General features: G+C 64.1%; 10 protein-coding genes and 2 riboswitches. Of the genes, 2 read left to right on the top strand and 8 right to left on the bottom strand.

What is annotated here, in order from left to right:
* Window positions 1-130: 130 nt before the first annotated feature.
* From HWY05_RS16265 to HWY05_RS16230, 8 genes are all read right to left on the bottom strand, one after another.
* Window positions 131-1,855 (bottom strand): thiamine pyrophosphate-binding protein, encoded by a 1,725-nt coding sequence (locus HWY05_RS16265; protein ID WP_176058934.1) that lies wholly within the window; start codon window positions 1,853-1,855, stop codon window positions 131-133.
* 232 nt (window positions 1,856-2,087) lie between these two features.
* Window positions 2,088-3,476: an L-serine ammonia-lyase gene (locus HWY05_RS16260; protein ID WP_035554379.1), complete on the bottom strand. Its 1,389-nt coding sequence runs from the start codon at window positions 3,474-3,476 to the stop codon at window positions 2,088-2,090.
* A 29-nt stretch (window positions 3,477-3,505) separates the two neighbouring features.
* Entirely contained in the window at window positions 3,506-4,639 is a 1,134-nt protein-coding gene (locus tag HWY05_RS16255; RefSeq protein ID WP_176058933.1) for an alginate lyase family protein, read from the bottom strand.
* A 127-nt stretch (window positions 4,640-4,766) separates the two neighbouring features.
* A complete protein-coding gene (gene gcvP, locus HWY05_RS16250) occupies window positions 4,767-7,703 on the bottom strand; it encodes an aminomethyl-transferring glycine dehydrogenase (RefSeq protein ID WP_176058932.1) in 2,937 nt (978 codons plus the stop codon).
* A gap of 81 nt (window positions 7,704-7,784) precedes the next feature.
* Window positions 7,785-8,165, bottom strand: coding sequence for a glycine cleavage system protein GcvH (gene gcvH, locus HWY05_RS16245; RefSeq protein WP_035554384.1), 381 nt, complete (start codon window positions 8,163-8,165; stop codon window positions 7,785-7,787).
* Window positions 8,166-8,229: 64 nt separating this feature from the next.
* Window positions 8,230-9,348, bottom strand: coding sequence for a glycine cleavage system aminomethyltransferase GcvT (gcvT, locus tag HWY05_RS16240; RefSeq protein ID WP_035554386.1), 1,119 nt, complete (start codon window positions 9,346-9,348; stop codon window positions 8,230-8,232).
* An 80-nt stretch (window positions 9,349-9,428) separates the two neighbouring features.
* Window positions 9,429-9,573: riboswitch (glycine riboswitch) on the bottom strand.
* A 33-nt stretch (window positions 9,574-9,606) separates the two neighbouring features.
* Window positions 9,607-9,708: riboswitch (glycine riboswitch) on the bottom strand.
* Between the two features lie 145 nt (window positions 9,709-9,853).
* Window positions 9,854-10,204, bottom strand: coding sequence for a hypothetical protein (locus tag HWY05_RS16235; protein ID WP_035554389.1), 351 nt, complete (start codon window positions 10,202-10,204; stop codon window positions 9,854-9,856).
* Window positions 10,205-10,398: 194 nt separating this feature from the next.
* On the bottom strand, window positions 10,399-11,448 hold the full coding sequence (locus tag HWY05_RS16230) for an oxidoreductase (protein ID WP_176058931.1): 1,050 nt from the start codon (window positions 11,446-11,448) through the stop codon (window positions 10,399-10,401).
* Window positions 11,449-11,841: 393 nt separating this feature from the next.
* On the opposite strand from HWY05_RS16230, the gene HWY05_RS16225 reads away from it, so the two are divergent.
* The gene (locus HWY05_RS16225) at window positions 11,842-13,932 is read left to right on the top strand and encodes a UvrD-helicase domain-containing protein (protein WP_035562561.1); all 2,091 of its coding nucleotides are present in this window, start codon (window positions 11,842-11,844) and stop codon (window positions 13,930-13,932) included.
* 170 nt (window positions 13,933-14,102) lie between these two features.
* Entirely contained in the window at window positions 14,103-14,681 is a 579-nt protein-coding gene (locus tag HWY05_RS16220; protein WP_176058930.1) for a hypothetical protein, read from the top strand.
* The last annotated feature ends 18 nt before the right edge of the window (window positions 14,682-14,699 follow it).

Below are 14,699 nucleotides of genomic sequence, written 5' to 3'. Positions count from 1 at the left end.
TTCCGTTCGAGCATGTGCGCGTCACGTCGTGATTTGACGTGATGCTTGATGCGAAAAAGCCCTGCGATTCTCTGAATCGCAGGGCTTTTTATGGGTAGCTTCGCTGCATGCGTCGCGTGCCAAATCCGCGCTACGCTTCCCCGCGCAACTTCCTCCCCTGCTCGCGAATCTGCTCCAACGTCGCCCCCGGCGTACTCGCTTCCTGCGGCATGCGGATCTCGATCACCGCCGCGCGCTTCGCTTCCATCGCGCGTTGCAAGGCCGGCAGAAAATCTTCCGTGCGCTCCACGGTTTCACCGTGCGCGCCGAACGATCGCGCGAACGCCGCGAAGTCCGGATTGGTCAATCCCGTGCCATGCACGCGCCCAGGATAATGCCGCTCCTGATGCATGCGGATCGTGCCGAAGTGGCCATTGTTCACGACGATAAAAAGCACATGCAGGTCGTACTGCATCGCCGTCGCGAGTTCTTGCGCCGACATCATGAAGCAGCCGTCACCGGCTAACGCAACCACGGCGCGCTGCGGGTAAAGCGACTTCGCCGCGATCGCCGCCGGCACACCGTAGCCCATCGCGCCGCTCGTCGGCGCGAGCTGCGAGCGATAGTGCCGATACGAAAAATGCCGATGCAGCCACGTCGCGTAATTGCCCGCGCCGTTCGTGAGAATCGCGTCGTCCGGTAGATGCGCGCGCAATTGCTGGATCACTTCGCCCATCTGCACATCGCCCGGAATCTGGCGCGGTTTGCGCCAGTCGAGATACGCGCGGTGCGCTTCGTCCGCCGCGCCTCGCCAGGCGAGCGCGTCGTTAGAGGCGGGTTTCATTGCCGCCAGCATCGCCGCCAACTCGGGCATACCGGAGACGATCGGCAGATCCGCGGCATACACGCGTCCCAATTCCTCCGCGCCTTGATGGACGTGAACGAGCGTCTGCTTCGTCTTCGGAATGTCCAGCAACGTGTAGCCATTCGTCGTGGCCTCGCCCAGACGTGGTCCGATCGCAAGTAGCAGATCCGCGTCGTGGATACGCTTTGCGAGCGCCGGATTGATGCCGAGGCCGACATCGCCCGCATAGTTCGGATGCTCGTTGTCGAGCGTGTCCTGAAAGCGGAACGCGAGCCCGACCGGCAACTGCCAGTTCTCGACGAAGCGCCGGAAATCCGCGCAGGCCTCCGGCGTCCAGCCGCTGCCGCCCGCGATCACCATGGGCCGTTGCGCGCCTTCCAGCAGTTGCCGCAATGTGTCGATCTGCGCGACCGACGGCGACGCCGCCACGCGCCGATAAGCCGGCGCGCCGGCCACGACATCGCACGCCTCGCTCAGCACATCTTCCGGCAAGGACAACACCACCGGCCCAGGCCGTCCCGACGTCGCGGTGTGAAACGCATGACTCAGATATTCGGGAATGCGCTTCGGATCGTCGATCTGCGCGACCCACTTCGCCATCTGACCGAACATGCGCCGATAGTCGATCTCCTGGAACGCCTCGCGATCCAGATGCTCGCGCGCGCATTGGCCGATCAGCAAAATCATCGGCGTGGAGTCCTGAAACGCGGTGTGCACACCGATCGATGCATGCGTGGCGCCCGGCCCGCGTGTGACGATCGCGACGCCCGGGCGGCCGGTCAATTTGCCGACGGCTTCGGCCATATTCGCGGCGGCGGCTTCGTGACGGCAAACGACGGTCTGGATGCGTTCCGTCTCATCGTGCAGCGAATCCAGCACAGCGAGAAAACTCTCGCCGGGTACACAGAAAACACGTTCGACACCGTGCGTGAGCAAGGCATCGACAACGAGACGCGCGCCAGTGGTTTGAGCGGCGACGGAACCTGAAACGGGAGCATTCGGCAGCGACATTGCGATGAAGCCTCCAGGCAGTACATGAGTGCGATCTGAGATTGCCGCATCGGCGAAGAGGGGGGCCGATCGGCGCTTCGACAGCTTACGCCGACAGCGCATGCACTGTCATGGCGCGGCGCAATGGGCGCACATACGGCGAAGCGTCATCGCCGAGCCATGCAACCGCGCGCCCATAAAAAAACGCGGACCGTAGCCCGCGTTCATCGTCATTCACCGTACAACACAGCGCTCAACATTCGACGATATTCACCGCCAAGCCGCCGCGCGAGGTTTCCTTGTACTTGGTCTTCATATCCGCGCCGGTCTGCATCATCGTCTTGATGACGGAGTCCAGCGACACGTAATGCGTGCCGTCTCCGCGCAGCGCCATGCGCGCGGCATTGACCGCCTTGACCGAACCCATCGCGTTGCGCTCGATACACGGAATCTGCACCATGCCGCCGACCGGATCGCAGGTGAGCCCGAGGTTGTGCTCCATGCCGATTTCAGCAGCGTTCTCGACTTGCCTCGGCGTGCCGCCCATGACCGCGGCGAGCGCACCCGCCGCCATCGAACACGCGACGCCTACTTCGCCCTGACAACCCACTTCCGCACCCGAAATCGACGCATTCAGCTTGTACAGAATGCCGATCGCCGCGGCCGTCAGCAGGAAATCGATCACGCCTTGCTGGTTCGAACCCGGCATGAAACGCACGTAGTAATGCAGCACCGCCGGGATGATGCCGGCCGCGCCGTTGGTCGGCGCGGTGACCACCCGGCCGCCCGCGGCGTTTTCTTCGTTGACGGCGATCGCGTAGAGATTGATCCAGTCGACCATCGACAACGGATCGCGCAGCGCGAGTTCCGGATTGCCCGACAACGCGCGATACAACTGCGGCGCACGGCGCTTCACCTGGAACGGTCCCGGCAGGTTGCCTTCGGCATCTGGATTGTTGATGCCGCAACCACGCGACACGCACGACTGCATCACGTCCCAGATCTTCATCAGGCCCGTGCGCGTTTCTTCTTCCGTATGCCAGACACGCTCGTTTTCCCACATCAACTGAGCAATGCTTTTGCCGGTCGATTCGCACAGCGCGAGCAGTTCATTGCCGCTGCGAAACGAGTGCGGCAGTTGATCGACGGCGCTCAGCACCTTCGTGTTCGGTGCGCCGGCCGTCACCACGAAACCGCCGCCCACCGACAGATAAGTCGACTCGCGCAGCGTCTCGCCTTGCGCGTCGAGCGCGCGCAGCTTCAGGCCGTTCGGATGCTCGGGTAGCGCCTGGCGATAAAACGAAATCTGCTCTTTCAGCACGAACGGCACCTCGTGCGTGCCGAGCAGCGCGAGCTTGCGCGTGACCCGCACAGCTTCGAGCCGTTGCGCGATCGTGTCCGGGTCGACGGTGTCGGGCGCGTCGCCCATCAGGCCGAGCATGACGCCGCGGTCCGTGCCGTGGCCCTTGCCGGTGGCGCCGAGCGAACCGTACAGATCCACCTTCACCGACGCGGTGTTGTCGAGCAGCCCGTCGCGTTCAAGCCCTTGAGCGAACATCAGCGCCGCGCGCATCGGCCCGACCGTATGCGAACTGGACGGACCAATGCCGATTTTGAAGAGATCGAACACGCTGACTGCCATTTACTGCTCCATGCTTAATGAGTGTGGGTTTATCGCGCCGGCAGCGGCAAACACACGGCGAGCCACGCGGGCGGCGTCGGTGCGAGCTGTAGCGCGATCGGCGTATAGCGTCCGTCGAGACGCGCCGCCAGGTGAAACAGTTCCGTCGCGTTCTTCGGGTCCCATTGACCCGAATAGCCGGGCAAACCGGCCTCGCGACGTTTGGCATCGAACGGAACGCTCGAATGCACGAATTCTTCATGCGTCTTGCTGCCGGTCGCGTACGGCGTGAGCCAGTTGAGCGCGGCCTGCAGCGACGCGCCGTTCGAGCCCTTCTCCGGCAACCAGTTGCGGTTGTGGCGGCGCGCCGACAGCGCGGCCGTGACGAGCGGCTGCAAGTCATAGGTCACGTAATGCAGCGCGTCACGTTCGCTGAAGTCGATCGTCGAGCCGTCCGGCGCGATGTTGTCGCCGATATGCTCGTCGAACAACCGTTGCGCCGCGTTGATCATCCTGCGGTTGTCGAGCGTGAACGCGGCCATCGCGATCAGCTTGATGCGGTGGCTCTGCCAATTGTTGCGGAAGGTGCCTTTGAGCGGCCGCGGCTGCGCGTCGATCTGACCGATGTAACCGTTCGCGAGTTTCGTCAGGAACGCCATCGACGCATTGCGCGTTTTCACGGGCAACGCACTGGCGGTCATGTCGTACGCGAGGATCAGGCCTTCGAAATGCGTTTCGTCGATCGGATTGAAACTCGGCTGATACGTGGTCACCCACGCGAACAGCAAACGGTCGACGAGCTTCAGATAACGGTCGTCGCTAGTTGCGCGCCAGGCGAGCGCGGCGTCGCGCAGCAGATCGAGATCTTTCTCCGCTTCGACGCTCTGATCGTGGATGCCCTCGTGCGGCAGCGTGCCCTCGGTGTGCAGTTTCTCGAGCGCGTGCGGCGCATCGTTCAGATGCGCCTGCACGTTGCTGACGAGTGCTTTCACACCGGGATCGGCGTTCGTGCGTTCGCTGGTTTGCAGCGCGGGCGCCGCGCAAAAATTCATCGCTGCCTGCGCTTGCCGCAACGGCAGCAGCAACGCCGCGCTCGCCAGCGTGAACGCGCAAGCCTGTTGCCACGTCTTCTGGGCTTGCCTGATACCGGTCCGGCTATGCATCGATCGCACCTTTCGCGCCATGCGAAACTCCTCGTTAGGCTGATTCGGTGTGTGATGTTAGCCGTTTGCGGCCACTCGCGACAGAAATGCGGATCGAACCACGCACCGCCTGCTGATAACCGCAGGCGGTGCGCGGCAGCGGCCACGCTTACTCGTAGTCGGCGATCGGCACGCAGGAGCAGAACAGATTGCGGTCGCCGTACACGTTGTCCGCACGGCCAACCGGCGGCCAGTACTTCTTCGTGATCAACGTGGGCAGCGGATACGCGGCGGTTTCGCGCGCATACGCGTGCTTCCAGTCGTCGGCAATCACGACCGCAGCAGTGTGCGGCGCGTGCTTCAGCGGATTGTCCTCGCGGTCCGAGCGGCCTTCTTCGACGGCGCGGATTTCGTCGCGGATCGCAATCATCGCTTCGATGAAACGGTCGAGTTCTTCCTTCGATTCCGATTCGGTCGGCTCGACCATCAGCGTGCCCGGCACCGGGAAGCTCATGGTCGGTGCGTGGAAACCGTAGTCGGCGAGACGCTTGGCGACGTCGTCGACGCTGATGCCGCTGGTTTCCTTCAACGGACGCAGATCGAGAATGCATTCGTGCGCGACCAGTCCGCCCGGGCCCGAATACAGCACCGGATAATGCGGCGCCAGTTTGTTCGCGACGTAGTTCGCGTTGAGGATGGCGGTTTCAGTCGCGGCGGTGAGGTTCTTCGCGCCCATCATCGCGATGTACATCCACGAGATCGGCAGAATCGAGGCGGAACCGAACGGTGCGCCCGACACCGCGCCGATACCGTTCGGCGCGCGCTCATAGCCCGACGAGATCTGGTTCGGCAGGAACTGCGCGAGATGCGCGCCGACCGCGACCGGACCGACGCCCGGTCCGCCGCCGCCGTGCGGAATGCAGAAGGTCTTGTGCAGGTTCAGGTGCGAGACGTCGCCGCCGAACTGGCCCGGCGCGGTCAAACCGACCATAGCGTTCATGTTCGCGCCGTCCACGTACACCTGGCCGCCGTGCGCATGCACGATCTCGCAGATTTCGCGAACATTCTGCTCGAACACGCCGTGCGTGGACGGATACGTGATCATGATCGCCGCGAGTTTGTCGGCGTGTTGATCGGCCTTCTTCTTCAGGTCGTCGATATCGACGTTGCCTTGCGCGTCGCACGCCACCACGACCACCTGCATGCCGGCCATTTGCGCCGATGCCGGGTTCGTGCCGTGCGCCGAAGCGGGAATCAGGCAGACGTTGCGATGCGCTTCGCCGCGCGACGCGTGATACGCGTGGATGATCAGCAGACCCGCGTACTCGCCTTGCGAGCCGGCGTTCGGTTGCAGCGAGATTGCCGCATAACCCGTTGCCGCGACCAGCATTGCTTCGAGCTGATCGATCATTTCGCGGTAGCCGACGGTTTGCTCAGCCGGTGCGAACGGATGGATCTGGCCGAATTCAGGCCACGTGACCGGCAGCATTTCCGAGGTCGCGTTCAGCTTCATCGTGCACGAGCCGAGCGGGATCATCGAGCGGTCGAGCGCGAGGTCCTTGTCGGACAGGCTACGCAGATAGCGCAGCATTTCCGTTTCAGAGTGATGACGGTTGAACACGTGGTGCGTGAGGTACGCGCTGGTGCGTTCGAGCGCGGCCGGCACCGATGCGGTGTTCGAGGCCGCGAGTTTTTCGTCGAGCGCGTCGATTTGCGGTACATCTTTCGAACCCGCGGCTTCAGCGAACACGGCGAGCAGATCGGCGAGATCGCGACGCGACGTGGTTTCGTCGATCGACAGGCCCACTTGCGTGGCGCTCACGCGGCGCAGGTTAATGCGCTTCGCGTTCGCCGCGTCGTGCAGCGCTTGCGTGCGCGCGCCGCTGTTGAACGTGAGCGTGTCGAAGAAGTTTTCGTTGGCGAGCGTGTAGCCGAGTTGCTGCGCGCCTTCGGCGAGCAGCGCGGCGATACGGTTCACGCGCAGCGCGATGGTCTTCAGACCGTGCGGGCCGTGATACACCGCGTACATGCTGGCCATGATCGCGAGCAGCGCTTGCGCGGTACACACGTTCGAGGTCGCCTTCTCGCGGCGAATATGTTGTTCGCGCGTTTGCAGCGCGAGGCGCAGCGCGGGATTGCCTTGCGCGTCGACGGTCACGCCGACGAGACGGCCCGGCATCTGACGCTTGAATTCGTCACGCACCGCGAGGTAAGCCGCATGCGGACCGCCGAAACCGACCGGCACGCCGAAACGCTGCGTGTTGCCGACGGCCACGTCCGCGCCCCATTCGCCCGGCGGCGTGAGCACGGTCAGCGCGAGCAGGTCGGCGGCGACCACCACATGACCGCCCGCGGCGTGGATCGCTTCGGTGAGCGCGCGGTAGTCGCGCACGTCGCCGTTCACACCGGGGTATTGCAGCAGCACGCCGAACGCATTCGCGCTGGCGGCTTCAGCAGCCGGGCCCACTTTCACTTCAATGCCAACTGGCGTGGCGCGCGTCTTCACCACTTCGATGGTTTGCGGCAGCACGTCGTCGGCGACGAAGAACACAGTCGACTTCGACTTGCCCACGCGTTGCAAAAGCGTCATTGCTTCAGCGGCGGCGGTGGCTTCGTCGAGCAGCGACGCGTTCGAGATTGCCAGACCGGTCAGGTCGACGATCATCTGCTGGAAGTTCAGCAGCGCTTCGAGACGGCCTTGCGAGATTTCCGGCTGATACGGCGTGTACGCGGTGTACCACGCCGGATTTTCCAGCACGTTGCGCAGGATCACCGTCGGGGTGTGCGCGTTGTAATAGCCCTGCCCGATATACGAGCGGAACACCTGGTTCTTGTCCGCGAGTTCACGCAGCGCGGCGAGTGCTTCGGCTTCGCTCTTCGGTTGCGCGAAGGGGCCGAGCGGCAGCGGTTCGGTGCGGCGGATCGTCTTCGGAATGACGGCGTCGATCAGCGCGGCGCGCGACGCGAAGCCGAGGGCTTCGAGCATGGCGTGCTGGTCGGCCGTATCCGGGCCGATGTGCCGTTCGGCGAAGGCGTCATGCACTTCGAGCGCGGCGAGCGAGAGAGGAGTGCGGTTCATCAGACGATCCGGGTGTTCGAGCTTCATGGGTGTTCCTGGCGGTGCGGCTGTCTTTTCGAAGTCTCGAAAGTGACGGGCCGCACCTGACGGGTTAAACGTAAAGGTGAATCAGGCGCCGATGGCCTTGGCGTACGCGTCGGCATCGATCAGACGATCGTGCGTGGCGTCGTCGGACGGCTTGATCTTGAAGAGCCAGCTGTCGTACGGCGTGGTGTTCACCGAATCGGGCGTGTCGGCGACGGCGGTGTTCGCTTCGATGATTTCGCCCGAGACCGGCGCGTAGATGTCGGAAGCGGCTTTCACCGATTCGATCACGGCGACGGTGTCGCCGGCTTCGACGTTCTTGCCGAGTTCCTGGACTTCGAAGAAGACGATATCGCCGAGCGCTTCCTGCGCGTGGTCGGTAATGCCGACCGTCAGCGTGCCGTCCGCTTCAGTGCGGACCCATTCGTGCGATTCGGTATATTTCAGATCGGCCGGGATGCTCATCGGATGCTCCTATGCGGTGTTCGGATGGTGTTCAATAAAGGGGGAGGCGTACGCGCCGGCCTGCTTAAACCGCGAGCACTTTGCCGTTGCGCACGAACGGCAGTTTTACCACGCTTGCGGGAACGTTTTTGTCACGAATCTGAACGTGAACGGTGTCGCCCGGCTGCACGCCTTTCGGCACGCGCGCAAAGGCGATCGATTCCTGCATGGTCGGGGAAAACGTGCCGCTGGTAATTTCGCCTTCGCCGTGCGACGTGACGACTTTCTGATGAGCACGCAGCACGCCTGCAGCCTTGCCGTTGTCTTTCAGCAGGATCAGGCCGACGAACGCGGCCTGCGAACCGTTCGCTTCCAGCTTGTCCTTGCCGACGAAGGCGCGCGGCGACGTGAGGTCGACGGTCCACGCGAGACCGGCGTCGAGCGGCGAGACGTTGTCGTCCATATCCTGGCCGTACAGGTTCATGCCGGCTTCGAGGCGCAGCGTGTCGCGCGCGCCGAGGCCGGCCGGGCGGACGCCTTGCGCTTGCAGCGCGTCCCACAGGGCGGCGACGTGTTCCGCCGGCACGATGATTTCGAAGCCGTCTTCGCCGGTGTAGCCGGTGCGGGCCACGGTGAGTTCGCCGAACGGCGTACCGTCGATACGGGCGGCGTTGAACGGCTTCAAGGCTTCAGTCGCGGCGCGCGCAGCCGGCACGGTTTGCCAGACCTTGTCGCGTGCGTTCGGGCCTTGCACGGCGACGATCGCGTAATCGCGACGCGGCGTGATGGTCAGGCCAAAGCTGCCTTCGGCGTTGAGCTGGCCGAACCAGGCGATGTCTTTGTCGGCGGTGCCGGCGTTCACGACCACGCGGAAGTGATCTTCGCCGAAGTAATAGACGATCAGATCGTCGATCACGCCGCCGTTCGGGTTCAGCAGACAGGAGTAGAGCGCACGGCCCGGGGTTTGCAGCTTGCCGACGTTATTGGCCAGCGCGTAGTCGAAGAAGGCGCGCACGCGCTCGCCAGTGAAATCGACGACGCACATGTGCGAGACGTCGAACATGCCGGCGTCGGTGCGCACGGCGCGGTGTTCGTCGATCTGCGAGCCGTAGTTGACGGGCATGTCCCAGCCGCCGAAGTCGACCATGCGGGCCTTGAGCGCGCAATGGGTGGCGTGGAGCGGGGTGTGTTTGAGTTCGGTCATGGGGCCTCAGGCGTCTCGCGAAACAAAAAAGGCCATGCGGCGCTACGCCTCACGGCCTGATGGCTGCGAGCGATGCGCTGCATGGCCCCTCTGTCCTCGATACCTGAGAGATTGCGTTGCCGTGAACACGTTGACGTGCCACGGTGAAACGCGCGCCCCTTCGGTGGGCAGCCTGCCGGAATCTGCGTTTGCAGATGGCTACTGCCGCTCTCCAGAGTGCGAAAAACCGGCGCCTCGATGCTGCAGTGAGGCGGGTTTTTCGACGCGGTCGGTCCTTTTGCCTGAGAGTTTGCGGGTGTGCCCCTTCGGCGGCGCGGCCTGCGATTTTCAGCGGCCAGCACGCTCTCCCGACGCGTGCGGCGAATGTACGCGACGCCCCCGAGCTTGTCAAATAAAGGCGCGCGAGCGGCGCGGGGGTTGGCGCAGCGCGATTGCGCCTGTCAAAAAAAAGCGCGGGACGTGATGCCCGCGCTTCTTTTGTACCGCATGACCTGAACTGGCGCGATTATTCGCCGATGGCGTGTGCCGCGTTGTCCAGTTCCTGGTTCAGCACGCGCTGTTCGTCGCCGGACAGCCCGCCGCCGTGTTGCGCGGCCATGTCGTGCGCTTCCTGACGGATCACGTCGAGGCGATGATGCAGCGCGCCGCCTTGCGGGGGCGGGTAATAGCCTTGGTTGACGTGAGCGTCGATGCGGCGGCTCAGGTTGTCGAGACGGCCGTCGACCTGATGCAGGCGCTCATACGCGATCTGCTGCGGGTTGGGGCGCGGGGCCGGCGCCGGTTGGGGCGCCACCACGCAAGCGGCGAGCGAACTGAGCAAAGCGCATGCTGCTACTGCGCGAATGATACGGGGCATGGACTCTCCGGAAGTCGTTGTCGTTTTCTGGTGCTACCCGGGTAGCAACGGATAAGACGGGGTTCGCGCTGACCGGAGCGGGGCGCTTATTTGTAACGTTATGTTCCTTTCGGGCTTGTTAGTTTAGGCGGCGCGGCGACGGTTTGTGAGCCAGTTTTGGGTACACAAACCGTCGCCGGACGCCGGCAAGCCCCTTAGCGAATCCGCTCGAACGGCAAGCGGACGCCTTCCTCCGAACTGCGCGTGGCCAGTTCGATAATCGTCATGACGTCGACGGCTTCCTGCGCGCTGACCGGGAATTTCACGCCGTTCTGGATCGCATCGGCGAGAGCAATGTAGAAGCCGGCGTAGTCGCCGTTACGCGTCGGCAGTTCGCGTTCGACTTCCTGATCGCCTTCCAGCACGCGCAGCACGCCCGCTGTATTGCCGGCGGCGAAGCCCTCGTCACCGGGGCGCAGACCGGCCTTCAACTGATCTTCCTGGGTGTCGAGTCCGTATTTCACATAGCTCCCGCGCGTGCCGTGGATCGCGAACCGCGGCGCGAGCAGCATGGTTAGCGCGCTGGCGTGCAGCACGACCTCGAATTCGCCATAGCCGAGTTGAATGTGCACGTAGTCCGGCGCACTGGCTTCGTCGCGATGCGTGCGCACGGTTGCCGACACGGTCTGCGGCGCGCCGAACAACGCGAGCGCCTGGTCGATCAGATGCGGTCCCAGGTCGAACAGCAGGCCGCCACCGCGCGACGCCTCTTCGCGCCAGCGCTGCCGCACTTCCGGCCGGAAGCGGTCGAAATGCGATTCGAATTGCGTGACGCGCCCCAAGGTGCCGGCGGCGAGCAGGTCGCGCACGGTCATGAAATCGCCGTCCCAGCGGCGGTTATGGAACGGCACGAAGCGCTTGCCGCGGGCCAGCGCGATGTTGGCGAGCGTATGCGCGTCGGCGGCGGTGAGCGTGACCGGCTTGTCGACCACCACGTGTTTGCCGGCTTCCAGCGTGCGGCGCGCGAGGTCGAAGTGCGTGTCGTTGGGCGTCGCGATCACAACGCAGTCGATTTCCTCGAGCGCGAGCAGCGCGTCGAGATCGGCCACCACTTTCGCGTGCGGATAGTCGGCGAGCGCCTGCTCGGGCCGGCCCGTCGCGATTGCCGCGACGCTCGCGCGCCCGCAGTGGTCGATCACCGGCGCATGAAAGGTGGCGCCAGCAAAACCGTAACCCATCAATCCAATCTTCAGCGATGCGGACATGCGTGTCTTCCTGCAAAACGGCGCGCCGCCTGGCCACCGTGGCGTCGGCGCGCAACGCTGTAATTGTGGCATGTTCGGGCGGCCGGCCGCGGGCGTGGCCGTCAAGGATTGTCGGGGGCATGCGGCCGGATTGCCCGGCGTGCCTGTCTGGCGAAGTCAGCCGGCGTGGCGGCACGGAAGGTCGACGAGCGTCGTCGTCCGTCATATTCATCCGTGTTAACATCGCTCCTCTCGCGCGAACCCAGGCGGGCCGGAACACCCGCGCAGCGCGCCGGGCACGCGTTCCAGCCGCCGGCGCCGCGCAGCATGATCTTGGGCCTCCAGACCGCCGGCCGGCAATGCCGGGCCGCCGCGTCTTCCGCCGCCTTCAACCGCATTACCCATCCACACACGATGTCCGCAGGCCTGAACCCCGCCCAGAATGAAGCGGTCCGTTATCTCGACGGCCCGTGTCTCGTGCTCGCCGGCGCCGGCAGCGGCAAGACGCGCGTGATCACGCAGAAAATCGCGCACCTGATCGAGGCCAAGGGCTTCGAGCCGCGCCACATCGCCGCCGTCACGTTCACCAACAAGGCCGCGCTGGAAATGCGCGAGCGCGTGGGCAAGCTGCTCGAAGGCAAGACGCTCACCACGCCCGGCAAGGAAGGTCGCAAAGTGCCCGTCAACCAGTTGACGGTCTGCACCTTCCACTCGCTCGGCGTGCAGATTCTGCGGCAGGAAGCGGAACACGTCGGGCTGAAGCCGCAGTTCTCGATCATGGATTCGGACGACTGCTTCGGCATGATCCAGGAGCAGGTGGGGTCCACGGACAAAGGCTTTATCCGCAAGATCCAGTCGATCATCTCTCTGTGGAAGAACGGCATGATCATGCCGGAGCAGGCGATCGCGATCGCGGCGAACGAGGACGAGCATCAGGCTGCAATCGTCTACCGCAATTACGTGGCGACGCTGCACGCGTATCAGGCGGTCGATTTCGACGATCTGATCCGTCTGCCCGCCGAGCTGTTCGAGAAGAACGAGCCGGTGCGCGACCGCTGGCAGAACAAGCTGCGCTATCTGCTGATCGACGAGTATCAGGACACCAACGCGTGCCAGTACGAGCTGGTGAAACAGCTGGCCGGCAAGCGCGCGGCTTTCACCGCAGTGGGCGACGACGATCAGGCGATCTATGGCTGGCGCGGCGCGACGCTCGAAAATCTCGGCCAGCTCAGCAAGGATTTTCCGAAGCTGCACCTGATCAAGCTCGAGCAGAACTATCGTTCGACGGTGCGCATTCTGACCGCCGCGAACAACGTGATCGCGAATAACCCGAAGCTGTTCGAAAAGAAACTGTGGTCCGAACACGGCATGGGCGACACGATCACGGTCACGCCCTGCAACGACGAAGAGCACGAAGCCGAGTCCGTGGTGTTTCGCCTCTCCGCGCACAAGTTCGAGCGCCGCGCGAATTTCCGCGACTACGCGATTCTGTATCGCGGCAATTTCCAGGCGCGGATCTTTGAACAGGTGCTGCGTCGGGAACGGATTCCGTATGTGCTGTCGGGCGGTCAATCGTTTTTCGACAAGGCCGAGATCAAGGACATCTGCGCGTATCTGCGCCTGATCGCCAACGCGAACGACGACCCCGCGTTCATCCGCGCGATCACCACGCCGCGCCGAGGCATCGGCAATACGACGCTCGAAGCGCTCGGCTCGTTCGCGGGCCAGGCGAAGGTGTCGCTGTTCGAAGCGGTGTATATGGGCGGCATCGAAGCGCGCCTGTCGCCGCGCCAGATCGAACCGATGCGCGTGTTCTGCGACTTCATGCAGCGCCTCACCGATCGCGCGGAGAAAGACGCCGCCGGACCGTTGCTCGATGAACTGATGGACGCGATCCACTACGAGGCCTACTTGTACGACGCGTTTGACGAGCGTCAGGCGCAGTCCAAGTGGCAGAACGTGCTGGAGTTCATGGAATGGCTGAAGCGCAAGGGCACCAAGGCCGAGCCGGAAGGCGCCGCGAATAGCGAGGCGACCGGCTACGACACCGCCGACGGTCTCGGCGACACCGGCAAGAATCTGCTCGGCCTGATTCAGACGGTCGCGCTGATGTCGATGCTCGAAGGCCGCGAGGAAGATCCCGACGCGGTGCGGCTGTCGACGGTGCATGCGTCGAAAGGGCTGGAGTATCCGCACGTGTTTCTGGTGGGCGTCGAGGAGGGCATCATGCCGCACCGCGGCGGCCCCGACGACGAGCCGATCGACGACGCGCGCATCGAGGAAGAGCGCCGATTGATGTACGTCGCGATTACGCGTGCGCAACGCAGCCTGCATCTGAACTGGTGCAAGAAGCGCAAGCGCGCGAGAGAGACGGTGGTGTGCGAGCCGTCGCGTTTTATTCCTGAGATGCTGCTCGATGATGCGCCGCCGCCGACGGCGGATGAGGCGCCGATGTCGCCGAAAGACCGGTTGGCGAGTTTGAAGGCGTTGTTGCAGAAGCCTTGAGCTGCGGCTTCTAGCGGCGTGGTGTCGTGTCGTGTTGCGCGGCGTCGTGATGCGCAAAACCCCGCGGGCGACAGGTGCTTCGGCGGTTTGGCGGCGTGCTCGCGCTAGAGTGACGCGGCTCGTCGATCGTGGAAGTCGGCGGGCACCGTCGCTCACTGGAGACCGCCCGCATGACCTCGCTGCCGCTCGCACCCTATCGCCGCGCGCTTGAAACCTACATCGACGCGAAAGACAACACGCGGGCCGAGCGCATCGCCGAGGCCTTCGCTGCCGACGCTGTGCTCACCATGTCGCTCGCGACGTCGAATATCGCGTTTCCGGCGCGCACCGTCGGCGCCAATGCAATCGCCAAAACGCTCGTCACCGATTTCGGCGCGCAGTACACACGGTGCAGGACTTATTACGTGTGCGACGCGCTCGCCGTGCAAGACGGCGTGATCGACGCGTTGCCCTGGCTGGTGGTGATGCGCGAACCGGCGACGGGCGCCTTGCGCGTCGGCCACGGCGTGTATCGGTGGACGTTCGACGAGACACCGGTCGTCACGGGCTTTCACATTCATATCGCCCGCATGGACGTCGTGCCCGATGCCGATGGCGTTTTGCTCGACGCGCTGCAAGCGGGGCCGGCGTATCCGTGGCTTACGCCGGCTGCTTTGCATGAGCATCTCGCCGCGCCGGCTCGCGACACGCCGGCGTTGGCGTTTGTCGAAGCCTTCAGCCGGCCGGCGATTGCACCGAAGCACGATTAATAAGCAAAAATCCCTGCC

Origin of the sequence: Paraburkholderia sp. BCC1876 (assembly GCF_902833695.1) — a bacterium.
In the GTDB taxonomy this organism is placed as follows: Bacteria; Pseudomonadota; Gammaproteobacteria; order Burkholderiales; family Burkholderiaceae; genus Paraburkholderia.
This window is presented reverse-complemented; position numbering and strand designations above follow the sequence as displayed.

Bases quoted from the DNA above. Each gene is read 5' to 3' on its own strand.
- gcvH (WP_035554384.1), bottom strand. From the start codon at position 8,165: ATGAGCATCCCGGCCGATCTGAAATATACCGAATCGCACGAATGGGTC.
- HWY05_RS16220 (WP_176058930.1), top strand. From the start codon at position 14,103: ATGACCTCGCTGCCGCTCGCACCCTATCGCCGCGCGCTTGAAACCTAC.
- HWY05_RS16255 (WP_176058933.1), bottom strand. From the start codon at position 4,639: ATGGCGCGAAAGGTGCGATCGATGCATAGCCGGACCGGTATCAGGCAA.
- HWY05_RS16235 (WP_035554389.1), bottom strand. From the start codon at position 10,204: ATGCCCCGTATCATTCGCGCAGTAGCAGCATGCGCTTTGCTCAGTTCG.
- HWY05_RS16260 (WP_035554379.1), bottom strand. From the start codon at position 3,476: ATGGCAGTCAGCGTGTTCGATCTCTTCAAAATCGGCATTGGTCCGTCC.
- HWY05_RS16230 (WP_176058931.1), bottom strand. From the start codon at position 11,448: ATGTCCGCATCGCTGAAGATTGGATTGATGGGTTACGGTTTTGCTGGC.
- HWY05_RS16225 (WP_035562561.1), top strand. From the start codon at position 11,842: ATGTCCGCAGGCCTGAACCCCGCCCAGAATGAAGCGGTCCGTTATCTC.
- gcvT (WP_035554386.1), bottom strand. From the start codon at position 9,348: ATGACCGAACTCAAACACACCCCGCTCCACGCCACCCATTGCGCGCTC.
- gcvP (WP_176058932.1), bottom strand. From the start codon at position 7,703: ATGAAGCTCGAACACCCGGATCGTCTGATGAACCGCACTCCTCTCTCG.
- HWY05_RS16265 (WP_176058934.1), bottom strand. From the start codon at position 1,855: ATGTCGCTGCCGAATGCTCCCGTTTCAGGTTCCGTCGCCGCTCAAACC.